Here is a 26,068-nt window from a genome sequence, read left to right on the forward strand (position 1 = left end):
AACTTCGCCCAGAAACAGTTATTGGAGATCCATAATGAAACCAATCCTACCTGACTACAGTGATGCAGGGGTATTAATTATTGGCGATGTCATGCTTGATAGATACTGGCATGGCCCTACTGGCCGTATTTCGCCAGAAGCCCCAGTGCCGGTAGTAAAAGTAGAGAAGAATGAAGAGCGTCCTGGTGGTGCTGCCAACGTAGCAATGAACATCGCTTCATTAGGTGGTCATGCGCATCTTGTTGGTTTGACAGGGATTGATGAGCCAGCTCAAGTGCTGAGTGAGAAGTTAACTTCACTGAAAGTGACATGTGATTTTGTGGCGTTACCAGACTATCCAACAATCACAAAACTGCGCGTACTGAGCCGTGGCCAGCAACTTATCCGTTTAGATTTTGAAGATAAGTTTGAAAACACCGATCCAGAATTGATCCTATCGCGTATGGAATCAGCATTGCCAAATGTGCAAGCGGTGATCTTATCGGATTACGCGAAAGGTGCGCTTGAACATGTACAGCAGTTCATTCAAAAAGCACGAGCAGCGAATGTACCTGTGTTTATTGATCCTAAAGGCGCAGATTTTGAACGTTACCGTGGTGCAACGCTATTAACTCCAAACCTTTCTGAGTTTGAACACGTAGTGGGCAAAGTGAAATCTGATCAAGACTTAGTTGAAAAAGGTTTACGTCTGATTGACGAGTTCGACCTTGATGCTCTGCTGGTGACTCGTAGTGAACATGGTATGACACTACTGCGTCGTGGTATGGATCCTTTCCATTTGCCGACTCAAGCAAAAGAAGTGTATGACGTAACGGGTGCAGGCGATACTGTGATTTCGGTATTGGCTTCTTCGGTTGCGGCGGGTAAACCTTTAGATGAAGCGTGTGCGCTAGCAAATGCAGCAGCAGGCGTGGTAGTCGGTAAGCTCGGCACTTCTACAGTATCGACAATTGAACTGGCTGAAGCTGTTCATGGCAGTAAAGATACTGACTACGGCGTGATTGGTGAACAAGCACTGATTGAAGCTGTACGTAAAGCGCAAGCTCGTGGCGAAAAAGTTGTGATGACCAATGGTTGTTTCGATATTCTTCATGCAGGTCATGTTTCTTATCTGAATCATGCTGGTGAGCTTGGCGATCGCCTGATTGTTGCCGTCAATACGGATGAATCTGTAAAACGTTTGAAAGGACCAGGTCGTCCAGTGAACCCGACAGATCGTCGTATGGCTGTATTGGCAGCGCTAGGCGCTGTTGACTGGGTTGTACCGTTTGGTGAAGATACACCACAACGTTTGATCGCTGAAGTGCTGCCTGATTTATTAGTAAAAGGTGGTGATTACAAACCAGAAGATATTGCTGGTGGTAAAGAAGTGATCGCGGCTGGTGGTCAGGTTAAAGTACTGAACTTTGAAGATGGCTGTTCAACAACAGAAATTATCGAAGCGATTAAAGGTGGCAGAGGTTAATAGCCTTTGTCGCGTATAGATATGTCGAGAAAGAAAAAACGCCAGCATGCTGGCGTTTTTTATGTCCGTAAAAACCAATCTTAAGATTTAGTCTTTGCTGATTTCGCTGCTTTTAGGCCGCTGTTGATATCAAGGATATCTTGTTCAGATAGAGAACCTACAGCTTGGCGAAGTTGCAACACACTAAGAATGTAGTTGTAACGAGCTGATGATAGGTTTTTGTTTGCGTTGTACAGGCTACGAGTTGAATCAAGTACGTCTACGATTGTACGAGTACCAACATCAAAACCAGCTTCAGTTGCTTCTAGCGCTGATTTAGCTGAAATTACCGACTGTTCGTAAGCACGCAACGCACCGATTGAAGCGTTGATGTTGTTGTTGTTTGCACGAACAGCTTTAATCACACTGCGGTAAGACGCTTCTAAATCTTGGCTTGCAGCAACGTACGAAAATTCTGCTTGTTTGGTTTGCGAAGTCACGTTACCACCTGTGTATAGAGGCACAGATAAGTTCACGCCGATGTTTAAATCGTTGTAATCGTGACCGTCAAAATTATAACCATTGCCGCTACTATCCATTTGCTTGCCATAGCTGTATCCACCATCAAGAGTTAATGATGGTAGGTGGCCTGAACTCGCTAAAGAGATATTGTCTTTCGCTACATCTTGCGCAATGCGAGATGACAAAAGAGACAAGTTCTTTTGTTGAGCTTCTTCAACCAGTGCATCCATTGAAGTTGCTGACGGGCTAGCAGAGAAACGATTAGTATCGAGAATGCTTAGATCTTTGTGATCTTGACCAGTGATTTCACGCAGTGACTCATAGCTGTTAACCAGAGTATTTTCAGCTAACACTTCATCTGCCAAAACGCTGTCGTATTGTGCTTGAGCATCATGTACGTCAGTAATTGCAGAAAGACCGACTTCAAAGCGTTGCTTAGTTTGTTCTAACTGGCGACCAACCGCTGCTTTTTCTGCGCGGACAAACTCTAGGTTATCTTGAGCACTGAGCACTGAGAAATAAGCCTGAGCGACACGCAGGATTAATGACTGTTGAACCACCGCGTATTGTGCATCTGCTTGGCGAGCTTGTTTCTCTGCAGTATCTAATGAAACCCAGCTTGAACGATTGTAAAGTTCTTGAGAAAAGGAAATTCCTGCAGATAGCAATTCACTATCTTTTGGTTCGTCACTGCTAGTAACGTTGTAACCCGCCGTTAAGTTGATCTGTGGTAGTAAGCTACTACGACTTGAAGTTACTGCTTCAAATGCCGCGTCACGTTGTGCCGCTGCGCTCAGTAATTGAGGGTCATTTTCTTTTGCTTGATCGTAAATTTGAGCAAGATCGTCAGCCGATACTGCAGCACTGAAGCTGCCAAGAGCTACGCTAATAAATACTGGAAGCAGTTTTTTCATTGGTCCTATTCCTGCCTATTATGAAGTTAGGGTGGGCGTTTCAAGAGTTTACCCCATTTTGGTCGTAATTTACTCGAAACTTTGCACTTTTTTACACTTAACTATCCATGTGTGCAATATAAATTTTTCTTTACTTAAAAATATATATAAATTTTGTATAAAAAGTTGAGCAATGTCCTTGGAAGTCACCAGTTACCACGAGTAAACTACGTTGTTTAGCCGTTCTTTATTATTCATGTAGGGAGCTCTCGAATGTCAAAAAACGATAAACCATTAGGTCAGTTTTCGTCACAAGACCTTGAAATCGTCTCAAAAGAGACACTATTTCAAGGTTTTTTCCGAATGGTGAAATATCGCTTCAAACATAAGCTTTTTCAAGGCGGATGGAGTGAACCTATTGAACGTGAACTTTTCGAACGAGGGCATGCGGCAGCCTTGTTGCCTTATGATGCAGTTCGAGATCAAGTCGTTATCATTGAACAAATTCGAGTTGGAACACTTGAACAACAACGGCCTTGGCAACTGGAAATAGTAGCTGGCATCATCGACCGTGATGAAAGCGCAGTTGAAGTTGTTCGTAGAGAAGCAGTAGAAGAAGCGGGTGTAGACATCGGCCGAATTGAATCTGTAACTTCATATTATCCTTCGGCTGGCGGATGTTCTGAAAAATTAGATGTTTACGTCGGAGAAGTTGATTCCTCTCAAGCGAAAGGTATTCATGGTTTAGACTGTGAAGGAGAGGATATTAAAGTACATGTGATGAGCCGTGAACAGGCTTACCAGTTGGTAAAAGATGGCGTTATTGAAAATGGTGCATCAATCATTGCACTACAATGGTTGGAACTGAATTACGAGAATTTGAGAACTCAATGGCAGAAGTAATGGTGAAAAAACCATATCACGTAGATCTAAAAGAACTGATGCGGGTTTATGAAACAAACTACGCCAAGCTAAACGCTTTGTTGCCGACGCAACCAAGTGTCGATGATTTACGTTGCTACCAAGCCGCTCAGATGACTTACCAACTTCAAGTGCTAGAAGTCACAAAGTACACAACTTTGGTGGAGATTTGTCAAAGTGATGATATTTCAGTGTTTCCATTGCCAACCATGTCTGTCAGGCTGTACCACGATGCTCGTGTAGCAGAAGTGCACACGAGCGATCATCTCAGCAGGATAAAAGCGCGCCATGATTATCCAAATGAGAAAATGGTACAAAAAGACGAAAAGGCACAAATTAATCGCTTTTTAGGTGATTGGCTTACCTTCTGTTTGAAGCATGGTATTAGCCGTCAGCCGATTAATTTTAGTCATCCATAATAGTTAGGTTTATCGAGTTTGAACGTGTCGCCCAGTATAGACAACCCAGATAGCATAAAGCTTGTACAGATAACGGATACTCACTTATTCGCGCCAGATGACGGTTGTTTGCTTAGTGTAAATACCGCTGACAGCTTTCGCGCCGTGGTGAAAGAGATCTGTACTCAGCAAGTTCAGTATGATGCCGTTCTCGCAACGGGTGATATTTCTCAAGATCATAGTGCTGAATCTTATCAACGTTTTTCAGAGAGCATTCAAATGCTGGAGAAAGACTGCTTTTGGCTACCTGGCAATCACGACTACAAACCGAACATGGGTGCAGTGTTACCTTCCCCACAGATTCGCACTGAGGAGCATGTATTGCTTGGCGAGCACTGGCAAATGGTATTGCTAGATTCGCAGGTTGTTGGCGTTCCTCACGGCCGTTTAAGTGATCATCAGTTGGCTCTGTTGGATGAGAAGTTGACTCAGTATTCGAATAGATTCACTTTAGTGCTTTTGCATCATCATCCTCTGCTGGTAGGCAGTGCTTGGCTTGATCAACACACGTTAAAAGACAGCGAATCATTTTGGGATGTGGTAAAGCGTCATTCCAATGTGAAAGCGGTCTTGTGCGGTCATGTACACCAGAATATGGACAAAGAACATATGGGCGTGAGAGTCATGGCGACACCTTCGACCTGTGTGCAGTTCAAGCCTAACTCCAATGATTTTGCACTAGATAAAACCTCACCAGGTTGGCGCGAACTGGAGTTGTGTTCCGATGGCACAGTGAAGTCAGCAGTAAAACGCTTGGCAAATGGCGTGTTTCAACCTGATTTTGATGCGAGCGGTTACTAATATGTCAAAGCGTCCACCTTTACTTCTTTATATTCATGGGTTTAACAGTTCTCCTCTGTCGCATAAGGCGCAGGTCATGAGTGAGTACTGCAACAAGCATCGTTCTGACATCAAAGTGGTTGTTCCCAAATTGCCGAGTTTTCCTGCTCTGGCCGCACAACATCTTTTGGATGTGGTAAATCAGTATAAAAATGACTACCAAATTGGCTTGGTCGGTAGTTCATTAGGTGGCTACTTTTCCACTTGGTTAAACGCAAAATTTGGCTTTCGTGCGGTATTAGTCAATCCAGCGGTGAAACCTTATGAGCTTTTAGCTGAGTTTCTTGGTGAACAAGAAAACCCGTACACCCAAGAACGTTACGTTTTGGATGAGTCCCATATTCAAGAACTCATAGAGTTGGATATTCCAGAGTTACAATCGCCTCAAGATTTTTGGCTTCTGCAGCAAACGGAAGATGAAGTACTCGATTATCGTCAAGCTGTGGAAAAGTATGCAGATTCAAAACAGACGGTGGAAGTCGGTGGCGACCACAGTTTTATTGATTTTGAGCGTTATCCTGCTCAAATCATCAAATTCTTAGACTTATAGCCTTTTCATTGAGGTTAGAGTCATAATTTTGCTTGCCACTGATTGATGTCTCTTGACATCAGTCGTTCTCTTCCAGACTATGTTCCCCTTAGACTTTTCTCGTTTAGGTGTTAAAAAACACGTTAATTCTTAGCGTATTGTTATAAAAATAAAGCGTTAATAAACGAGATGTAAAGTTACCAATTATTTATCGATAAAAGCATTACATATTATGACTGAACAATATAATGCTGGAGCCATTGAAGTCCTTAATGGCTTGGAACCAGTGCGTCGCAGGCCTGGGATGTACACGGATACAACGCGCCCGAACCATCTTGGGCAAGAAGTTATCGACAACAGCGTCGATGAAGCGTTGGCCGGACATGCCACAAAGGTTCAGGTAATCCTTCACGCTGATCAATCATTAGAAGTGATTGATGATGGTCGAGGCATGCCTGTCGATATCCACCCAGAAGAAAAAATTTCTGGTGTCGAGCTTATCTTCTGTAAGCTTCACGCTGGTGGTAAATTTTCGAACAAGAACTATCAATTCTCAGGTGGCCTGCACGGTGTAGGTATCTCGGTCGTAAACGCACTTTCTAAACGTGTGGAAGTTACTGTACGTCGCGATGGTCAAATTTACGAAATTGCTTTCGAACACGGCAACAAAGTCTCCGATCTTACAGTGACTGGAACCTGTGGTCGTCGTAATCGTGGTACTAGCGTTCACTTCTGGCCTGAAAGTTCTTATTTCGATTACGCGAACTTTTCGGTGTCACGCTTAATTAATAACTTGCGTGCCAAAGCAGTATTGTGTCCGGGTTTAGAAATCACTTTCAGCGATAAAGTAAATGATAAAGAGTACCGCTGGCTGTATGAAGATGGCTTAAAGGACTATTTAGTCGAAGGTGTTAAAGATTCGGTAGTTCTACCTGAAGAACCATTCACTGGAGAATTTAAGGCTGAAACTGAAGCGGCAACTTGGGCGCTTATTTGGCTACCTGAAGGTGGTGAGTTAATCACAGAGAGTTACGTTAACTTAATACCGACCGCGCAAGGTGGTACTCACGTTAATGGTTTACGTCAGGGGTTACTCGAAGCAATGCGTGAGTTCTGTGAATTCCGTAATTTGCTGCCACGTGGCGTTAAGCTAACGGGTGAAGATGTATTTGACCGTTGTGCGTATGTTCTTTCGGTAAAAATGCAAGATCCGCAATTTGCAGGACAAACCAAAGAGCGTCTCTCTTCTCGTCAAACGGCCGCATTTGTTTCTGGCGTGGTAAAAGACTCGTTTAGCCTGTGGCTGAATGAAAAACCGCAACTGGCAGAACAGTTGGCAGAAGTGTGTATTGCGAATGCTCACAGCCGTATGCGTGCAAGTAAGAAAGTGGTACGTAAGAAAGTGGCTTCAGGGCCAGCATTACCGGGCAAACTCACCGACTGTTCTGTCCAAGATCTTAGCCGCACTGAAATCTTCTTCGTCGAAGGGGATTCTGCGGGCGGTAGTGCGAAGCAAGCTCGTGACCGTGAATTCCAAGCGGTTATGCCACTGCGCGGTAAAATTCTTAATACTTGGGAAGTGTCTGCTGATCAGGTGCTAGCGTCTCAAGAAGTACACGATATTTCGGTTGCGCTGGGCATTGACCCAGACAGTGATGACTTAAGCGGATTGCGTTACGGCAAAATCTGTATCCTTGCCGATGCGGACTCGGATGGTCTTCATATCGCAACTCTGCTTTGTGCTCTGTTTACCAAGCACTTCCAAGCACTTACCAAAGCGGGTCATATCTATGTTGCTATGCCTCCGCTTTACCGAATCGACTGTGGTAAAGAAGTGTTCTATGCACTAGATGATGCAGAGAAAGATGGCATTTTGGAAAGACTAAGCCAGAAGAAAGCCAAAATTAACGTTCAGCGATTCAAAGGTTTGGGTGAGATGAACCCACTTCAATTGCGCGAAACTACCATGGATCCAAACACTCGTCGTTTAGTTCAGCTCACGATTGATGATGAAACGGCAACGGATGAGATGTTGGACATGCTTTTAGGCAAGAAACGTGCGGATGACCGTCGTACTTGGCTACAAAGCAATGGCGATTTGGCTGAGGTGTAATGAATGAGTACTGAAATTAACTTCGAGGGTGTTGAACAACTTCCGATGCGCAAGTTTACGGAAGATGCTTACCTGAACTACTCGATGTACGTAATCATGGACCGTGCCTTGCCATACATTGGTGATGGTTTAAAGCCGGTTCAACGACGCATTATTTATGCGATGTCGGAGCTGGGGCTCTCAGCGGCGGCAAAATATAAAAAATCAGCACGTACCGTTGGTGACGTGTTGGGTAAATACCACCCGCATGGTGACTCTGCGTGTTACGAAGCAATGGTATTAATGGCTCAACCTTTTTCATACCGATACCCTCTGGTGGACGGTCAAGGTAACTGGGGTGCGCCTGATGATCCGAAATCTTTCGCGGCAATGCGTTATACAGAAGCTAAACTGTCTAAGTTTGCTGAAGTTCTATTAGGCGAACTCGGCCAAGGTAACGTGGATTGGCAACCAAACTTTGATGGCACGATGAAAGAGCCACAGATGTTGCCAGCGCGTCTGCCACATATTCTACTCAACGGCGTTACTGGTATTGCTGTGGGTATGGCGACCGATATTCCGCCACACAACGTGCGTGAAATTGCCGAAGCAACTATCCATCTGATCGATAATCCGAAATCGGAATTGTCAGATGTGATGCAGTTTGTCAAAGGGCCGGATTATCCAACCGAGGCGGAAATTATTTCTCCTCAAGCTGAGTTGGAAAAAATCTATCGCACTGGTCGCGGCAGTATTAAAGCTCGTGCCATTTGGCACAAAGAAGGTTCTGACATCGTTATTTCGGCTCTGCCTCATCAGGTATCAGGTGCAAAACTTCTCGAGCAAATTGCCAACCAGATGCGTGCGAAGAAACTGCCTATGGTTGACGATCTACGAGATGAATCGGATCATGAGAACCCGACTCGAATCGTTATCGTTCCGCGTTCAAATCGTGTCGATTGCGATTTGCTGATGAGCCATCTGTTCGCTTCTACTGATTTAGAGAAAAGCTTCCGTGTAAACCTGAATATGATTGGTTTAGATAACCGTCCTCAGGTGAAAGGTCTAGTTAACATTCTTAATGAATGGATCGAATTCCGTCGCACTAGTGTTCGACGTCGTCTTCAATTCCGTCTTGATAAAGTTATGGCTCGTTTGCACATCTTGGAAGGTTTGTTGGTTGCATACCTTAACCTTGATGAAGTGATCGAAATTATCCGTACTGAAGACGATCCGAAAGCGGTATTGATGGCTCGCTTTGGTATCACCGACATTCAGGCTGATGCGATCTTAGACACCAGACTTCGTAATTTAGCGAAACTGGAAGAGATGAAGATTCGCGGTGAGCAAGATGAGTTAGAGAAAGAGCGTAAAAAACTGGAAGATCTTCTAGGTTCTGAACGCCGTCTGAATACCTTGCTGAAAAAAGAGATCAAAGCGGATGCTGAAAAATACGGTGATGATCGTCGCTCACCATTAGTAGAGCGTGAAGAAGCGAAAGCGTTGACTGAACGTGACTTAATGCCTAGTGAACTGATCACTGTCGTGCTATCTGAAAAAGGTTGGATTCGTCATGCGAAAGGCCATGACGTTGATGGTAACAGCCTAAGCTACAAATCAGGCGATGCTTACTTAGCTCAAGCAAGTGGTAAGAGTAACCAGCAAGCCGTGTTCTTTGGTAGTGATGGTCGCAGTTACTCGCTCGAATCACACACCTTGCCATCGGCTCGTGGTCAGGGTGAACCGATTACAGGTCGATTGAACGTTGCTGAAGGTACGACAATTCGTCAGGTTATTATGGGTGAAGAAGATCAGCTTTGGTTGGTTGGCTCTGATGCTGGTTATGGTTTCGTATGTAAAGGTACCGATCTGCTTTCGAAAAACCGTAGTGGTAAAGCTCTGGTGAATCTACCTGATAACTCAGAAATTATGGCACCTCAAGCGGTAAGTAACCTTGAAACGGATGAGATCCTAACCATTACCAATTTGGGACGTATGCTGTTATTCCCAATTAAAGACTTGCCACAGTTAGGCAAAGGTAAAGGCAATAAGATCATCAATATTCCTGCTGCTAAAGCTAAATCCCGAGAAGAAGTAGTGTCTCACCTGATTGCATTACCGAGTGGCGCTTCAGTTACTCTGTATGCTGGTAAGCGCAAGCTAGGTCTAAAACCGAGTGATTTAGATAACTTCCGAGGTGAACGAGGTCGTCGTGGTGGACTTCTGCCAAGAGGCTTGCAGCGTGTAACAGAGATCGAGATTGATACTTCAAATTTAGAAGCTAGCTCAGAGTCCGAAGAGTAACGCTAACGCTGATGAGTATAAGTAAAAAGCCCCGAAGAATCGGGGCTTTTTTGTGGTTCAAATTCAATATCGGATTAAGAGTTGTACTCTTCTGACCATCCGTCAGAGTCAGACATATCTGGCGCACCAGCAATGGCATTTTCTTCATCAGCCCATTCACCAAAATCAATCATTTGGCATTTTTTACTACAAAAAGGACGGTAAGGACTTTGCTCATTCCATACGACTTCTTGCTTGCATTGGGGACATTTCACCACAGTAGGCTTTGGGGACGACATCTAGATTTCCTATTAATGATGGTTCAGCTGCTAAGAAACGTTTAATCAGCAGCACACAGCAAGGTCAAAGGGTATCTCTTCAGAGCTGGCTTGCCCAGTTTTAAAGTCGATAAATTTAATCGCGAAACGATTTTTATGCCCAGAGATCATTGGATACACACCATATTCGAGCGGAATGGATAGACGTAAAATATTGGCGTCTTCTGCATCGCTTTGGAAAAATCCTGATTGAGCTACACGAGGTTTAAAGCTACCTGTTTCACGAGTCAGTTTGAGCCAAAGAGTTAATGCATCTAACAGTGGTTTTAAGGTACTCATCCATTTATTGGCGTCTTGATATTTTTTCTCTGGAGATAAATGAAGCCAATAATGCAAAGCAGGAAGGTCAAAACAACATGATCCGCCGGGTAGGTTGAAACGCTGTCGGATGGCAGATAAGAAACGATCTTCTTTGAGTGACTGACCAAAACGATCCGCGCTCATTAGATTGCGATGTACTTCATCTACTTCAGCAAGCAGTGTTGAGAGCATCTCTTGATCTACACCGTCCACGTTTAACCAACTGCGATAAGTGAGGCGCTGTTTTTCGATATCTTTTGCCAGTTCACTCTTTAATTGTATCTGCTCAAAAATTTCGAGCAGATCGAATAGAGAACGGAAAAATAACTGGTGCTGAATACTGTCAGCAAAGGCTGATGCTTTTTCCATCTGGTGCAGCAAAGCTTCAACTCGTAAGTAAATACGTGTTTTTTCATTCAGAGGGTGTTCAAACTTGTGTGTCGTCATCAGATTTGCCTTGCGTCCTTTCGGCTTATTCTCACAGATTTTTACGGCTGATGGCTAGGTACTTTTTGTGTAATTCTGTGATTTGAGGCAAAAGTTTCTGGTTTTTCGCGTCATTTTTAATCACATCGTCGGCAATGGCTAAACGTTGTTCACGACTGGCTTGTGCAGCTAAGATCGATTTTGCCTGTTCCATAGGCACCTTGTCTCGGCTCATTGTCCTTTCAATTTGCGTTTCTTCATCGACATCAACAACTAAAACTCTGTCTGCCATATGCTGTAGATTGTTTTCCGTGAGTAATGGAACGACCAATAACGCATAAGGCGATGTAACTCGTTGCAGATCTTGCTCCATTTGTTGACGAATCATTGGGTGGAGTAACTGATTGACCCATGTTTTTTCATCTTGATTGGCAAATATCCGTTTTCGAAGTTCGGCACGATTGAGTTCTCCCTCAACCGTTAAGATCTCATCACCAAAATGCTGATGTATGGCGTCGAGGCCGATACTGCCTTTTTCTACCACTCGTCGAGCAATCACGTCAGCGTCAACGATTTCAATACCAAACTGGTCTCGAAACATATTGGCGACAGTGGTCTTTCCGCTCGCGATGCCTCCGGTTAAGCCAATCACTAATGCCATAGTTTAGTACCCCAATAAATAAGAGTAGTAGCTATCAATGATTTCGTGTCCCCACAACAGAGCTATCCATCCAGCAATGGCAATATAAGGTCCAAAAGGGAAGGCTTTATCGATACCTTGTTTCTTTAATCGCAATTGAATAATACCGAACACCAACCCAACAAGAGATGAAAGCAGAATAATCAAAGGTAGCTGTTGCCATCCCAACCATGCTCCGAGCGCTGCGAGTAGCTTGAAATCACCGTATCCCATGCCTTCTTTGCCAGTAGCAAGTTTAAATAGCCAATATACAGACCATAAAGCTAAGTAACCTGCGATAGCACCTATCACCGCATCTTGAAGCGTAACAGGACTCACACCCAATAATGACAGTGATAATCCAGCCCAAAGTAAAGGTAGTGTTAACTGATCCGGTAGCAGCATAGTGTCTAAATCGATAAAAGTTGCTGCGATAAGGACATAGCTGAAAAACAGCAGAGCAATAGTGAAGTAACTAAAGCCAAAATGTTGTGCGACAAGAAAACTCATAGCTGCTGTAAGCAGCTCAATCAAGGGATAACGCGCACTGATGGGAGCCTGGCAATGAGCGCATTTACCACGCAATAGCAGCCAACTAATTACGGGTACATTATCAATAATGCGCAATGGTGTTTGGCAATTCGGGCAAGTTGATCGTGGAGTGCTAAGTGTAAGCTTACCTTCTGGCGGTTGAATATTGGATTCTGGAAAATAGTCTGCACATTCCTGACGCCATTCTCGCTCCATCATTGTCGGTAACCGATAAATAACCACATTTAGAAAGCTGCCGATAATTAAACCGAGTAGAGAGGCAGATGCTACGAAAAGCCAAGGATAGTATTCAAAAATTTCCATTTGTTCGCTCATTTGCCGCAGTAAAAGGGAGTATGTTGATTTAAAAACTAAGCAGTTTCATGCGTTAGTGATGGTTATATTACCCTAACACACTCATTAAGTTAAAGATTGGCAAGTACATAGACACTACTAACCCACCGACAACCACACCAAGAAACACAATAATTAATGGTTCGAGGATTTTCCCTAGATTATCGACGGTATTATCCACCTCAAATTCGTAGATCGAAGCAATTTTATTCAACATGTCGTCGAGTTTTCCTGACTCCTCTCCAATCATTACCATTTGTAAAACCATTTCAGGAAAAGCTTCCGTATTTCTCATTGCGATATACATTGGCATACCCGATGCGGTATCACGATGAACTTCATCAATGGCGTATTCAAAGTGGACATTACCAGTGGTTTTCGCGGTCGTTTTTAAACTGGAGAGAATCGGAATACCCGCGCTGAAACTGGTCGCTAGTGTGCGGCTGAATTTAGCGATAGCGGCTTTGGCTAACACGCTGCCGATAACCGGACATTTTAATCCTAGACGGCTGGTTTTCAGGCGAAACAGCGAGGATTTTTTTCTTGCAGAACGAAAGGCGACAATAGACGCAATAGTAACAACAAGGGTTACCAAACTATAAGCCTGAACGCCGTGCGAAAGTTTTAAAACCTGCTGCGTAAACCAAGGGAGTTCAGCGCCAAAGCCACTGAACATGGCTTCAAACTCAGGTATCACCATGGTTAACATCAAGTAAGAGACACTAAGGGCAACAAGCACAACCATCGCTGGGTAAATCAATGCTTTGATTACTTTTGCTTTTAGTTCTTCGCTTTTTTCACGGTACGTGGCCAAACGTTCAAAAACTTCGGCTAAGTTTCCGGACTGTTCACCCGTCTGAATTAAGTCAACATACAAGGAGTCAAAGTGACTGCTGGTGTTACGCATTGCTTTTGAAATGGGAGTACCGGCTTCAACTCCTTTGGATATTTGCGTCAGAATCGATTTCATTTCTGGTTTACGGTGATTGTCACCAACCAGTTTCAGTGCTTGAACAATAGGAACACCCGTTGTCAGCATGGTTGAAAGTTGGCGAGTGAGTATAGTGATGTCGTTTCCCTTAACTCGGTGAAACAGACGAGTAAAAAGTGGAGCACTGCCTTTCTTGAGTTTTTTGACCTTAATACTTTGTTCACTTAATTTGTCACGAACTTCGCTTTCCGTCAGCGCCAGAAGCTGACCAGACACTTTTTTACCTGTGCTGTTCATTCCGCTCCAACGAAAGCTACTGAGTTGAGGGCTAGAGTTCTTTTTCATATAAATACTCACTAATGATTAGAAATACAAAACACGTTGTAACTCGGCAAAACTGGTGACACCTTGCTTTAATTTCTGTACGCCTGAATCCAGCAAAGTGCTCATGCCATTGGCTTTAGCGATGGTTTCGATTTGCGCCACACTTGCCTTATTCATGACGGCTTCAGCAAGAGCTTCATTGAAAGCCATCACTTCGTAGATTCCGACGCGCCCTGAATATCCTCCGGTGCACTCGGTACAGCCTAAGTGGTTGGCTTGGTAAATGGTTTCGTCCGCTGACAAGTTAAACTGAGCTTGCAAGGTGACGGATGGCGTAGTGGCTATTTTGCAGTGGCTGCATAAACGACGAGCTAAACGCTGGGCGATGATTAAACTCAGAGATGATGCGAGGTTGAAGGGTTCAACACCCATGTTGGCTAAACGTATGACGGTTTCGGCGGCAGAGTTGGTATGGAGTGTTGATAAAACTAAGTGTCCTGTTTGAGCTGCTTTCACCGCTATTTCCGCAGTCTCGAGGTCTCGAATCTCACCCACCATCACCACATCTGGGTCTTGACGTAGAAAGGAACGTAGCGCATCAGAGAAGCCAAAACCTATCTTAGGTTGTACCTGCACCTGATTAACGCCAGAGAGGTTGATTTCTATCGGATCTTCCGCGGTGGAGATATTAATTTCGGAGGTATTGAGTATGCGTAGCCCTGTATAAAGAGAAACGGTTTTGCCGCTTCCTGTTGGACCTGTCATCAAGATCATGCCTTGCGGCTTTTTAAGGGCATCTAAATAGTGCTGCTTTTGCACTTCGTCATAGCCGAGTTTGTCGATGTTGAGATTGGCAGCGCTGCTATCAAGCAGACGTAATACAATCTTCTCTCCCCATAAAGTTGGTAGCGATGAAACCCGCATATCAATCGCAGTATCGCGATTTAAGCGAAGTTTAATTCGTCCGTCCTGTGGAAGTCGTCGTTCGGCAATATCCAGCTTTGAAAGTATTTTAATACGCGCTGCAAGCCGTCTGCTGAGATGGCTCGCAGGGCGGTGAGTTTCGACTAAAATACCGTCACAACGCAGGCGAATACGATATACATCTTCATAGGGTTCAAAGTGAATATCGGAAGCCCCTTTGCGCACAGCATCAAGCAACACTTGGTTGATAAATCGGCTTACCGGTGATTCGTCTTTACTGAGATCCTCAATCGATTGCAGCTCATCATCAGAAAGTTGAACTAAGCTTGCCAATTCATCTTGGCTGATTTCTTTGTTCTGCTTAGCTTCGTCGTTGATGGTTTTGCCATAGAGGCGACGAATAGCGGCTTGCAATGATTTATGATCAGCGAGTACCAGCTCAACGTTTAAGCCAGTTGTGAAGCGAAACTCATCTTCTACACTCGGGTGAGTGGGATCTGATACCGCCAGAAGCAGTTGGTTATTTTGGTTTTGTATAGGAAGGGCGTTATAGCGAGTGATTAGTTCTCGTAATCCAAGTTGCTGGCAGACATCAGCATAATCAAACTCACTAAGATCCGTCACAGGCATGCGTAGCTGCTGACTTAAATGGTTCGCGAGATCGGACGATTCTATTATTCCAAGTTGGACCAAAGCTTCTGGCACACTAGCGCCAGAAGCTTCAATATGATTCACCACGCTGTGCTCATGCGCCAAGCTCAATAGCTCCGCTTGGCGCAACAGTGCGATTAGGTTGGTTATCATTAGAGTTCGTTGTTATTAAGTTGCAGGGTTAGCAGTGGCAGATGCAGGACCAGCACAGCCTTTTAACTTTTGTTCTGTAGTGTGGGTACATTTCCAACCATTCTCGTTACGAGTAAAAGTAACGGTTTTGTCTTTGAGTGCACTATCACTCTCGATTTTAAAAATAAGAGTTCCTTTAGTCTTTTCTGTTTTGGTAAGTGTGAGCGAGCCTAAAGCACTCATGTTTTTCGCACCGCCAATTTCTGAAAAATTACTATCTGAAGGAAATTCGCCTTTCTCTTGAATAAATAAGTCGATATTGGTTAATAGCGTTCTAGGAATACTGACGGCTGTGTTCGCTTCAGTTTTTAATAGATAGCTTTGGTAGGCTGGAACTGCGATTGCACTAAGCACACCAATGATGCCAACCACAATCATCAATTCAATTAAGGTAAAACCTTTCTGTTTTTTAAGCTGATTTGTTTTCATTGCCTCTCTCCGTTTGTGTGGGCTATTCGGAGCAAGAGATTATGTGCTTGGTTTGATATTGAGAACGACAGCAGTTCAGTTGCGCGAGTGATGAGGTTTATTTATTGAACGACTTTCATATCCTCAACAAAAGCTTTCGACCGGCTTCGCATTCGTTTGGATTGGAGTATCAAGAAGGAACGAAAAACCCGCCGAAGCGGGTCTTAAAATTGAAACAAATTTAGGTTCAAACTTGCTGATGATTATTTGCGGCGCTTATTTGAAACGCATAGAGAGATCCATGGCTCTCACGTGCTTAGTTAACGCACCCACTGAAATGTAATCAACACCTGTGTCCGCGTATTCGCGCAGTGTTTCTAGGGTGACGTTGCCTGAATTTTCTAACGCCGCACGGCCTGCATTAATCGCAACCGCTTCACGCATCATATCCATAGTGAAGTTGTCGAGCATGATGATATCTGCACCAGCTTCAATCGCTTCACGCAGTTCTTCTAGGCTCTCTGTTTCAACTTCAACAGGTTTACCCGGATTAAGTTCTTTCGCTGTTTTAATCGTTTGAGTGATGCCGCCATTCGCGATGATATGGTTTTCTTTAATTAGGTAAGCATCAAACACACCGATACGATGGTTATAACCGCCACCACAAGCGACTGCGTACTTCAGAGCACTACGTAAACCCGGAATAGTTTTACGCGTATCCAGTAAACGGCAGTTGGTACCTTCTAACTCTTTCGCATATTCAGCGGTTGTCGTTGCACAACCTGAGAGTGTCTGAATAAAGTTCATTGCGTTGCGCTCGCCTGTAAGCAAGATTCGAGCAGGACCTGAAAGCGTACACAGTGTTTGGTTTGGCTCGACTTTGTCCCCATCTTCTAAATGCCAATCAATGGTGACTTCACCACCCAGTTGTTTGAAGACTTCATCCGCCCAAGCTTTACCACAGAACACGCCGTGTTCGCGCGTGATAATGGTGGCAGTGCCTTGCACATCCGCAGGGATAAGATTTGCTGTCAGATCAGCCGCAGGGTCGAGAGTTCCACCTAAATCTTCCTTTAGGGTCGCTTCAACGGTGCGAGCAATTTCCAATGGTAGTTGTTGTTTTAGGTAATCGAGGCGCTCTTGGCTATTGTGAGTATTTTTCATCGCAAATCTTAGTCCGGATTAACAGAGGCAGGCATAATACGATGAGTAAGATTTAAATTCAGCACTTAATCTCGCATTTCGTTGTTATACTCTTCCTACTTGAAGCTGCAGCGGTGTTGGCTACGTTCGTTCACCCCAATCACATAGTTATCTATGCTCAGGGGATTCACTTACTTGCCGCCTACCTGCAACTCCAATTAGTTTGAGTATAAGTAGTTAAATTAAATTTTATTCATCTGGAGCATTAAGGCTTTCTTATGATTGATAACCAAGGTTGGTATCACACTGCGCGCAAAGTGCCGTCACCGTATTTTGATGAGAGAAGCGACGTTAACGATATCTCATTGCTGGTGGTGCATAACATTAGCCTGCCACCGGGCCAGTTTGGCAGTGATCATATTGAGCAGTTTTTTACCGGAAAACTAAATCCGGATGAGCATCCATTTTTCAAAGTGATCCATAAAATGGGGGTGTCTGCGCATTGCTTGATTCGAAGAGATGGTGAAGTGGTGCAGTTTGTTCCATTTACCGCCAGAGCCTGGCATGCAGGACAGTCTGCTTTTGCGGGCAGAGAGCATTGTAATGATTATTCGATAGGTATTGAGCTGGAAGGTACAGATTATGTCGCTTATACCGAGGAGCAATATCAGGCACTAGCCAAGCTCAGCCAAGAGTTGATGGTTGCGTATCCGCAAATCACGGTGCCAAGAATAACGGGGCATCAATACATTGCCCCGATGCGTAAAACAGACCCAGGTTTGGTTTTTGACTGGATAAAGTACCGCGCTTTACTTGAGTGATTTTAGAGAGACTCTTGATACTCTGTCAGAACTTGTTCAATCCAAGTGGCAATGCGTTCATCGCTGAGTTCGTATTGAGAGTCTTCATCCAACGCTAAGCCGACAAACTGAGTCCCATCTTCAGTCAGTGCCTTTGATGCTTCAAAGGTATAGCCTTCAACAGGCCAGTAACCGATGATGTTAGCCCCCGTCTTCTTGATCTCGTCGTGTAGCAGTCCCATCGCATCCAGATACCATTCGCCATAACCTTCTTGATCGCCTAAGCCGAACAATGCGACGGACTTGCCGTTTAGCGGTACGCCATCTATTTGATCCCATAATTCGTTCCAGTCCTCTTGGATCTCTCCAAAGTCCCACGTCGAGATGCCTAATATTAGCAGATCATAGTCACTCATTAAGCTGAGTGGTGTTTCTTTTACATTGTGAATGTCGAGCAGTTCATCACCGATAATCGCGCGCATTTTTTCGGCGGCCATTTCGGTATAGCAGGTCGTTGAGCCGTAAAATAGACCAATCTTCATACGTTATTTAGTTCTTTCTTTCTCTGGGATGGTAGATTCTAAACATAAAATGACCCAGAGTGCAGCGAATATCCTGAGCATGCCCGATTTTTATGGTATATCCATGCGATATCTCGTAGCCTTAGTGGTTATTTGGCATATCGTCGATATCTCGCATAATGATAAGAAAAAGAGGAACACGTGTCGGAATTATTTTTGCCTGACCAAGGAATCATGGAGCAGTTCTTAGATACTCTTTGGCTGGAAAGAGGCTTGTCAGAAAATACGGTAGTTTCATACCGTAATGATTTAACAAAGCTTTTGGGCTGGATGAATAAGAATAACTACCGTTTGAACTACATCAGTTTATCTGGTCTGCAAGAGTACCAAACATGGTTAATTGACCAAGACTACAAGCAGACCTCGCGTGCGCGAATGCTCTCTGCAATACGCCGTCTTTTTCAATATCTGCATCGTGAAAAAATCCGCAGTGATGACCCAACGGCTTTGATGGTCAGTCCCAAATTGCCTAAACGCTTGCCAAAAGATTTGACTGAAGAACAGGTCGAAGCTCTGCTCAATGCTCAAGATCTTAGTGACCCAGTAGAACTTCGAGATAAAGCAATGCTGGAGCTGCTTTATGCGACTGGGTTGCGTGTAACAGAACTGGTGTCTCTGACCACAGAAAATATCAGCCTGCGCCAAGGGGTTGTGCGCGTAATCGGTAAAGGCGGTAAAGAGCGTTTGGTTCCGATGGGAGAAAACGCGATTGAGTGGATTGAAACTTTTTTCCATCAAGGCCGGTCTGAATTATTAGGTCAACAAACCTCAGACGTGGTCTTCCCGAGTAAACGGTCGCAGCAGATGACCAGACAAACGTTCTGGCATCGAATCAAACATTATGCGGTGATTGCTGGTATTGATGTTGAGAAGCTTTCTCCTCACGTTTTGCGTCATGCTTTTGCGACTCATTTGCTAAATCATGGTGCGGATTTACGTGTGGTACAGATGCTTTTGGGGCATAGTGACTTATCGACGACCCAAATTTATACTCATGTTGCAACAGAGCGACTTAAACAAATACATAGTGAGCACCATCCAAGGGCTTAAAGGTGATTTTAATGAGCGTATTCCGCCGACTGACTTTATCTCTCTTACCATTATTCGCTTTAGCCGGTTTTTCAGTAGGCTCTTCTGCGGCGACTGATATTGATAAAGAAGCTTTCATCAGCAAATTTGAAAAACTGGGAATGCCTGTGATTGATGTTGTTCCTTCATCTATTGACGGCTTGGTTGAAGTCAATACCGAAGGCGGTGTGTTATTTGCGTCTCCTGACGCCAAATACCTGATTGCCGGAACACTTTATGAGCTGAGTGAAGACGGCTCTTATGTTGATGTGATGGCAAAACGCCAAGCACCAATTAATGCTGAAAAAATTGCTCAGTTCAGAGACAGTATGATCGAGTACAAAGCGGATAATGAAAAATACGCTGTGACTGTGTTTACCGATATCACCTGCGGTTACTGTGTTCGCTTGCATCAAGAGATGAAGGAATACAATAAGCGCGGTATTACCGTGCGCTATTTGGCGTTTCCTCGTCAGGGACCAAGTGGACAAGTCGCTGACAATATGGCGAAAATCTGGTGTGCAGAAGATCCAGCATCAGCGATGCACAATGCAAAAGTGACCCGTGAACCAGCCGAAGTCGCGCAAGGTAAAAATCTCGCCCAATGTAAACAAACGGTCACTGACCATTATCAGCTTGGCCGTCAGTTAGGTATTAGTGGTACACCAGCAATATTCTTACCTTCGGGCGATATGGTGGGAGGTTACTTGCCTCCTGAACAACTTGAACAACGCCTACAACAATAATTATTCAAAAACACAAACTTGGGGAAATCCAAGTTTGTGTTTCTATGCATAACAGAAATCTAGCCATGATCGAAATTCAACGCAGACCAGAACCTGATTTATCTCTTCTTCCTGATTCTATTCCGCCCATTTTAAAACGTGTTTACTTAAATCGTGGTGTTACCGATTTAGAGCAATTGAATAAAGCTGCTAAAGCCTTGCATTCATACCAAAATCTGCACGGTATCGAGCAGGCAGTAGAACTTTTATATCAAGCAATTAAAGATCAAACGCGAATCATCATTGTCGGTGATTTTGATGCCGATGGCGCGACCAGTTCTGCACTTTCGGTACTGGCTTTGCGAATGCTTGGCAGCCGTAATGTGGATTATCTGGTTCCGAACCGTTTTGAAGATGGATATGGATTAAGCCCTGAAGTGGTTGATCAGGCGATCAGCCTAGGTGCTGAGATGATCATGACCGTCGACAACGGTGTTTCTTCAATCGAAGGTGTCCGTTATGCCAAGCAAAAAGGTTTGCAGGTGTTGGTAACAGACCACCACTTGCCGGGAAATGAACTTCCGGAAGTGGATGCAATGGTGAACCCAAACCTTCAGCAGTGTGCTTTTCCTTCAAAAGCATTGGCGGGTGTGGGCGTTGCTTTCTACCTGATGATGGCGTTGTGTGTACACATGCGCAAAGTCGGCTATTTTACCGAACAAGGCATGCAAGAACCTAAATTGATGGAACTGATTGATTTAGTTGCTTTAGGTACGGTAGCTGACGTAGTCGCGTTGGATGAGAACAACCGTATTCTGGTGCACCAAGGTTTACAGAGAATTCGCGCTGGTTTAGCAAGACCGGGTATTCAGGCATTGATTGAAGTTGCTAAGCGTGATGCGAGCAAACTGGTGGCATCAGACTTTGGTTTTGCGCTCGGCCCGCGTATAAATGCAGCGGGTCGTTTGGATGACATGTCTTTTGGGGTAGAACTTCTACTGTGTAATAACATCCATGCTGCGCGCCGAATGGCGAGCGAACTGGATGGTTTAAACCAGACTCGTAAAGATATCGAAGAGGGAATGAAGCAAGAGGCGATGGCCTTTTGTGAACGTCTGGAGTTTGGTAAAGACAGTGAACTGCCTTATGGCTTAGTGTTGTTTCAGCGTGACTGGCACCAAGGTGTTATCGGCATTCTGGCTTCTCGTATCAAAGAGCAATATCACCGCCCTGTTATTGCTTTTGCTGATGGCGGAGATGGTTTGATTAAAGGATCTTGTCGATCTGTTGCTGGACTGCATATGCGTGATGCGTTGGACAAAATTGATACCCAGAACCCGGGAATCATCAAGAAGTTCGGTGGACATGCAATGGCCGCAGGTTTGACAATTGCGGAAAAAGATTTTGAACAATTTTGTAAGCTGTTTGATGAAGTTGTTCGCCAAGAGCTTGATGATGCGATGTTGAAAGGGGTGATTCTGACGGATGGTGAACTCAAGCCTGAAGAGTTCTCTATGCACACCGCAGAAACACTGCGTGCAGGAGGGCCATGGGGGCAAGCATTTCCTGAACCGATCTTTGACGGTGAATTTAAAGTGTTACACCAAAAGTTGGTGGGAGAAAAACATCTCAAATTGATGCTTGAACCGCTACACAAAGGTCATCCAACCAACATCATGATCGATGGAATAGCCTTCAATATTGACTTGCGACGTTGGCCAGATGCTTCCGTCAAAACGGTACGATTAGCCTACAAATTGGACATCAACGAGTTCCGCGGAAATCAGTCTTTACAATTAATGATCGATCATTTAGAAGCAAAATAAACTTAACATTTCAATAACTTTTCTTTGGCGGCTTGATTCAGAGCCGCTTTCAATTAATCAAGTATTTGTGACAACTCTCTTATTCACAGGCTGTTGTTCGGTAATTATTTGTGATTCCAACCTTAAAAACCTTGTGGCTCTATTCACGTAATGAATTGATAACACTTCTTGCTCATAACCAGGCTTCTGTATCCGTTTTGTAATTGGTCTTACCAATAATGTGTCAAAAGTGGTTTATTATTGTTAACAAGCTGTTTGTATGGGGCTGGTTTTATGATTTAGGTCAATAATTGGCTGGACACTAACACGTTGGATATGTTAATTTCTTCGTCAATTTGAAATTGGTATTACCAATTGCCAGCAAGGCATAAAGAGTAGAAGAATAATAAATTATGGCTTATCAAAGGATTCGTCAGCCGAAACTCTCTGATGTTATTGAACAAGAGTTGGAACGGCTGATTATTGAAGGAACTTTGTCCCCAGGACAACAACTGCCACCAGAACGCGAGTTAGCTAAACAGTTTGAAGTCTCTCGTCCATCGGTTCGTGAAGCTATTCAACGCTTAGAAGCTAAACGTCTACTTACCCGTCGCCAAGGCGGTGGTACGTTCGTCAGTGAGCATATTTGGAAAAGTTTCTCTGATCCTCTGCTAAATTTATTGTCAAATCATTCAGAAACTCAGTTGGACTTACTTGAAGCGCGACATGCATTAGAAGGTATTTCAGCCTATTTTGCTGCTTTACGTGGTACAGCAGAAGATTTTGCTCGTATTCAATCAAGCGTATTGAGAATCAGCGAAGCGCAAGAGAAACACGACTTTGAAGCAGAAGCTTCAACCGTAATGGAGTTTTTAATTGCCATTACTGAAGCGACCCATAATGTGGTCATTCTGCATATTGTTCGTAGTCTTGCCCCTTTGCTAGAGCAAAATATTTTACAGAATTTTAAATTACTCCGTCACCGCCCTGAAGCGGTTGAGAAAGTAAACAAGCACCGAGCTAACATCGTGGATGCGATTGTTTCTGGTGAGCCTGATATGGCGCGCGAGATGTCACATTCTCATTTAGCTTATATTGAAGAAACATTGTTGGAACTGACTCGAGAACAGTCTCGTCGCGAGCGTTCTTTACGTCGTATCCAACAGGGTAATGAGCCGCAGTAAGCGGTTTATTGCGATTATAAATAGAATCCAACCAATAGAAGGATAGATCGCCATGTCCGACATGAAGCATGACGTAGACGCACTGGAAACTCAGGAGTGGTTAGCTGCCCTTGAGTCAGTTGTTCGTGAAGAAGGTGTAGAGCGCGCGCAGTTCATTCTTGAAGAAGTGCTAGAGAAAGCTCGTTTAGATGGTGTTGATATGCCTACTGGCGTTACAACAAATTACATCAACACGATCCCAGCAGCACAAGAGCCAGCATATCCGGGTGACACAACGCTAGAGCGTCGTATTCGCTCTATCATCCGTTGGAACGCAATCATGATCGTTCTACGTGCATCTAAGAAAGATTTAGAGCTAGGCGGCCACATGGCGTCTTTCCAATCTTCGGCTGCATTCTACGAGACATGTTTTAACCATTTCTTCCGTGCTCCAAACGAGAAAGATGGCGGCGATTTGGTTTACTACCAAGGTCACATTTCTCCAGGGATCTATGCGCGTGCATTCGTTGAAGGTCGCCTAACGGCTGACCAACTAGACAACTTCCGTCAAGAAGTGGATGGCAAAGGTATTCCTTCATACCCACACCCTAAATTGATGCCTGAGTTCTGGCAATTCCCTACAGTATCTATGGGTCTTGGTCCGATTTCAGCGATCTATCAAGCTCGTTTCCTTAAGTACCTAGACGGCCGTGGCATGAAAGACACGACTGAGCAGCGTGTATACGCATTCCTAGGTGACGGTGAAATGGATGAGCCAGAATCACGTGGCGCTATTTCTTTCGCTGCACGTGAAAAACTAGACAACCTATGTTTCCTAATCAACTGTAACCTACAGCGTCTAGATGGCCCTGTAATGGGTAACGGTAGCATCATCCAAGAACTAGAGGGCTTATTTAAAGGCGCTGGTTGGAACGTTGTTAAAGTTATCTGGGGTAGCAACTGGGATTCACTACTTGCGAAAGACACGTCTGGTAAGCTTCTTCAACTGATGAACGAAACTATCGATGGTGACTACCAAACATTCAAATCTAAAGATGGTGCGTACGTACGTGAGCACTTCTTTGGTAAATATCCAGAAACTGCAGCACTTGTTGCAGACATGACGGATGATGAAATCTTCGCACTTAAACGTGGCGGTCACGATTCTTCTAAACTGTACGCAGCATTCAAGAATGCACAAGACACTAAAGGTCGTCCAACTGTAATCCTAGCGAAAACAGTTAAAGGTTACGGCATGGGTGAAGCGGCAGAAGGTAAGAACATCGCGCACCAAGTTAAGAAGATGGATATGACTCACGTCCTACACTTACGTGATCGTCTAGGTCTTCAAGACATCCTAACTGACGAAGCAGTGAAAGAACTTCCATACCTAACGTTGGAAGAAGGTTCGAAAGAATACGAATACTTACACGCTCGTCGTAAAGCTCTGAAAGGTTACACGCCTAAGCGTCTGCCTAACTTTACGAAAGAACTAACTATTCCAGCTGTTGAAGAGTTCAAGCCTCTACTTGAAGAGCAGAAGCGTGATATCTCTACAACAATGGCGTTCGTGCGTACTCTAAACGTTCTGCTTAAAGATAAGAACATCGGTCAAAACATCGTTCCTATCATTGCTGACGAAGCTCGTACATTTGGTATGGAAGGTCTGTTCCGTCAAATCGGTATTTACAACCCGCACGGTCAGAACTACACGCCACAAGACCGCGACATTGTTTCTTACTACAAAGAAGCAACCTCTGGTCAGGTACTGCAAGAAGGTATCAACGAGCTAGGTGCTATGTCTTCATGGGTTGCAGCGGCAACGTCATACAGCACTAACGATCTACCAATGATCCCGTTCTACATCTACTACTCTATGTTCGGTTTCCAACGTGTTGGTGACATGGCATGGATGGCAGGTGACCAACAAGCTCGTGGTTTCCTACTAGGTGCAACAGCAGGTCGTACAACGCTAAATGGTGAAGGTCTACAACACGAAGACGGTCACTCACACATCATGGCTGGTACTGTACCGAACTGTATCTCTTACGACCCAACATTCGCTTACGAAGTTGCGGTAATCATGCAAGACGGTATCCGTCGTATGTATGGTGATCAAGAGAATGTGTTCTACTACCTAACTCTGATGAACGAAAACTACGCAATGCCAGCAATGCCAGAAGGCGCTGAAGAAGGCATCCGTAAGGGTATCTACAAGCTAGAAACTTACGCTGGTAACAAGGCGAAAGTTCAGCTAATGAGCTCTGGTACTATCATGAATGAAGTACGTAAAGCGGCTCAAATCCTAAGCGATGACTACGGTATTGCTTCTGACGTTTACTCTGTAACGTCATTCAACGAAGTGACTCGTGATGGTCAAGCTTGTGAGCGTTACAACATGCTTCACCCAGAAGCGGAAGCGCAAGTACCTTACATCCAAACAGTAATGGGTACTGAGCCAGCAATCGCTGCGACTGACTACATGAAAAACTACGCTGAGCAAGTACGTGCGTTTATCCCTGCTGAATCATACAAAGTACTGGGTACTGATGGCTTTGGTCGTTCTGACAGCCGTGAGAACCTACGTCGTCACTTCGAAGTGAACGCAGGTTACGTTGTGGTTGCAGCTCTAAGCGAACTAGCGAAACGTGGTGAAGTTGAGAAATCTGTGGTTGTTGAAGCAATCAAGAAATTCAACATCGACACTGAAAAAACAAACCCGCTATACGCTTAATTGAAGGTA

General features: G+C 44.3%; 23 protein-coding genes. 13 read left to right on the top strand and 10 right to left on the bottom strand.

Annotation, left to right across the window (positions count from 1 at the left end):
* Nucleotides 1-34: 34 nt before the first annotated feature.
* Nucleotides 35-1,465 (top strand): bifunctional D-glycero-beta-D-manno-heptose-7-phosphate kinase/D-glycero-beta-D-manno-heptose 1-phosphate adenylyltransferase HldE, encoded by a 1,431-nt coding sequence (hldE, locus tag ACRQQK_RS15815; RefSeq protein ID WP_457512947.1) that lies wholly within the window; start codon nt 35-37, stop codon nt 1,463-1,465.
* Between the two features lie 80 nt (nt 1,466-1,545).
* Here the strand turns inward: hldE and tolC are convergent, their stop codons facing one another.
* Entirely contained in the window at nt 1,546-2,880 is a 1,335-nt protein-coding gene (tolC, locus tag ACRQQK_RS15820) for an outer membrane channel protein TolC (RefSeq protein WP_457512949.1), read from the bottom strand.
* 252 nt (nt 2,881-3,132) lie between these two features.
* On the opposite strand from tolC, the gene nudF reads away from it, so the two are divergent.
* From nudF to parC, 6 genes are all read left to right on the top strand, one after another.
* Nucleotides 3,133-3,762, top strand: a complete 630-nt coding sequence (gene nudF / locus ACRQQK_RS15825) for an ADP-ribose diphosphatase (protein WP_457512951.1) — start codon at nt 3,133-3,135, stop codon at nt 3,760-3,762.
* Complete coding sequence (locus ACRQQK_RS15830; RefSeq protein ID WP_042484558.1) at nt 3,750-4,199, top strand: DUF1249 family protein; 450 nt, start codon at nt 3,750-3,752, stop codon at nt 4,197-4,199. Before nudF ends, ACRQQK_RS15830 begins: the two co-directional genes overlap by 13 nt.
* Nucleotides 4,200-4,217: 18 nt before the next feature.
* Nucleotides 4,218-5,039, top strand: coding sequence for a 3',5'-cyclic-AMP phosphodiesterase (gene cpdA / locus ACRQQK_RS15835; protein ID WP_457512953.1), 822 nt, complete (start codon nt 4,218-4,220; stop codon nt 5,037-5,039).
* Between the two features lies 1 nt (nt 5,040).
* Nucleotides 5,041-5,628 carry an esterase YqiA gene (yqiA, locus tag ACRQQK_RS15840; protein WP_457512955.1) on the top strand — a complete coding sequence of 196 codons (588 nt, stop codon included), beginning with the start codon at nt 5,041-5,043 and terminating at the stop codon, nt 5,626-5,628.
* 211 nt (nt 5,629-5,839) lie between these two features.
* Complete coding sequence (parE, locus tag ACRQQK_RS15845) at nt 5,840-7,720, top strand: DNA topoisomerase IV subunit B (RefSeq protein WP_457512957.1); 1,881 nt, start codon at nt 5,840-5,842, stop codon at nt 7,718-7,720.
* A 3-nt stretch (nt 7,721-7,723) separates the two neighbouring features.
* Nucleotides 7,724-10,003, top strand: coding sequence for a DNA topoisomerase IV subunit A (parC, locus tag ACRQQK_RS15850; RefSeq protein ID WP_457512959.1), 2,280 nt, complete (start codon nt 7,724-7,726; stop codon nt 10,001-10,003).
* 74 nt (nt 10,004-10,077) lie between these two features.
* Here parC and yacG read toward each other — a convergent pair whose 3' ends face one another.
* From yacG to nadC, 8 genes are all read right to left on the bottom strand, one after another.
* Nucleotides 10,078-10,281, bottom strand: coding sequence for a DNA gyrase inhibitor YacG (gene yacG / locus ACRQQK_RS15855; RefSeq protein ID WP_167410414.1), 204 nt, complete (start codon nt 10,279-10,281; stop codon nt 10,078-10,080).
* Nucleotides 10,282-10,326: 45 nt separating this feature from the next.
* The gene (zapD, locus tag ACRQQK_RS15860; RefSeq protein WP_457512962.1) at nt 10,327-11,067 is read right to left on the bottom strand and encodes a cell division protein ZapD; all 741 of its coding nucleotides are present in this window, start codon (nt 11,065-11,067) and stop codon (nt 10,327-10,329) included.
* Between the two features lie 31 nt (nt 11,068-11,098).
* Nucleotides 11,099-11,707 carry a dephospho-CoA kinase gene (coaE, locus tag ACRQQK_RS15865; RefSeq protein WP_457512964.1) on the bottom strand — a complete coding sequence of 203 codons (609 nt, stop codon included), beginning with the start codon at nt 11,705-11,707 and terminating at the stop codon, nt 11,099-11,101.
* A gap of 3 nt (nt 11,708-11,710) precedes the next feature.
* Nucleotides 11,711-12,580: a prepilin peptidase gene (locus ACRQQK_RS15870; protein ID WP_457512966.1), complete on the bottom strand. Its 870-nt coding sequence runs from the start codon at nt 12,578-12,580 to the stop codon at nt 11,711-11,713.
* Nucleotides 12,581-12,659: 79 nt separating this feature from the next.
* Nucleotides 12,660-13,886, bottom strand: coding sequence for a type II secretion system F family protein (locus ACRQQK_RS15875; RefSeq protein ID WP_457512968.1), 1,227 nt, complete (start codon nt 13,884-13,886; stop codon nt 12,660-12,662).
* Nucleotides 13,887-13,904: 18 nt separating this feature from the next.
* Complete coding sequence (gene pilB / locus ACRQQK_RS15880; protein WP_457512970.1) at nt 13,905-15,593, bottom strand: type IV-A pilus assembly ATPase PilB; 1,689 nt, start codon at nt 15,591-15,593, stop codon at nt 13,905-13,907.
* A 15-nt stretch (nt 15,594-15,608) separates the two neighbouring features.
* Nucleotides 15,609-16,061, bottom strand: coding sequence for a pilin (locus tag ACRQQK_RS15885; protein ID WP_457512972.1), 453 nt, complete (start codon nt 16,059-16,061; stop codon nt 15,609-15,611).
* A gap of 255 nt (nt 16,062-16,316) precedes the next feature.
* Nucleotides 16,317-17,204, bottom strand: a complete 888-nt coding sequence (nadC, locus tag ACRQQK_RS15890) for a carboxylating nicotinate-nucleotide diphosphorylase (RefSeq protein ID WP_457512974.1) — start codon at nt 17,202-17,204, stop codon at nt 16,317-16,319.
* 257 nt (nt 17,205-17,461) lie between these two features.
* On the opposite strand from nadC, the gene ampD reads away from it, so the two are divergent.
* Complete coding sequence (ampD, locus tag ACRQQK_RS15895; RefSeq protein ID WP_457512976.1) at nt 17,462-18,004, top strand: 1,6-anhydro-N-acetylmuramyl-L-alanine amidase AmpD; 543 nt, start codon at nt 17,462-17,464, stop codon at nt 18,002-18,004.
* A 2-nt stretch (nt 18,005-18,006) separates the two neighbouring features.
* Here the strand turns inward: ampD and fldB are convergent, their stop codons facing one another.
* Complete coding sequence (gene fldB / locus ACRQQK_RS15900; RefSeq protein WP_457512978.1) at nt 18,007-18,525, bottom strand: flavodoxin FldB; 519 nt, start codon at nt 18,523-18,525, stop codon at nt 18,007-18,009.
* A gap of 180 nt (nt 18,526-18,705) precedes the next feature.
* Between fldB and xerD the strand changes: the two genes are divergently transcribed.
* The 5 genes from xerD (at nt 18,706) to aceE (ending at nt 26,059) form a co-directional block, all read left to right on the top strand.
* Nucleotides 18,706-19,614 (top strand): site-specific tyrosine recombinase XerD, encoded by a 909-nt coding sequence (xerD, locus tag ACRQQK_RS15905; RefSeq protein WP_457512980.1) that lies wholly within the window; start codon nt 18,706-18,708, stop codon nt 19,612-19,614.
* 11 nt (nt 19,615-19,625) lie between these two features.
* Nucleotides 19,626-20,378: a bifunctional protein-disulfide isomerase/oxidoreductase DsbC gene (dsbC, locus tag ACRQQK_RS15910; protein WP_457512982.1), complete on the top strand. Its 753-nt coding sequence runs from the start codon at nt 19,626-19,628 to the stop codon at nt 20,376-20,378.
* A gap of 65 nt (nt 20,379-20,443) precedes the next feature.
* The gene (recJ, locus tag ACRQQK_RS15915; protein WP_457513210.1) at nt 20,444-22,183 is read left to right on the top strand and encodes a single-stranded-DNA-specific exonuclease RecJ; all 1,740 of its coding nucleotides are present in this window, start codon (nt 20,444-20,446) and stop codon (nt 22,181-22,183) included.
* Nucleotides 22,184-22,575: 392 nt separating this feature from the next.
* Nucleotides 22,576-23,346, top strand: a complete 771-nt coding sequence (pdhR, locus tag ACRQQK_RS15920; protein WP_457512984.1) for a pyruvate dehydrogenase complex transcriptional repressor PdhR — start codon at nt 22,576-22,578, stop codon at nt 23,344-23,346.
* Nucleotides 23,347-23,398: 52 nt separating this feature from the next.
* On the top strand, nt 23,399-26,059 hold the full coding sequence (gene aceE / locus ACRQQK_RS15925) for a pyruvate dehydrogenase (acetyl-transferring), homodimeric type (RefSeq protein ID WP_457512986.1): 2,661 nt from the start codon (nt 23,399-23,401) through the stop codon (nt 26,057-26,059).
* Nucleotides 26,060-26,068 lie beyond the last annotated feature (9 nt).

It is taken from the genome of Vibrio sp. C8, assembly GCF_054051265.1.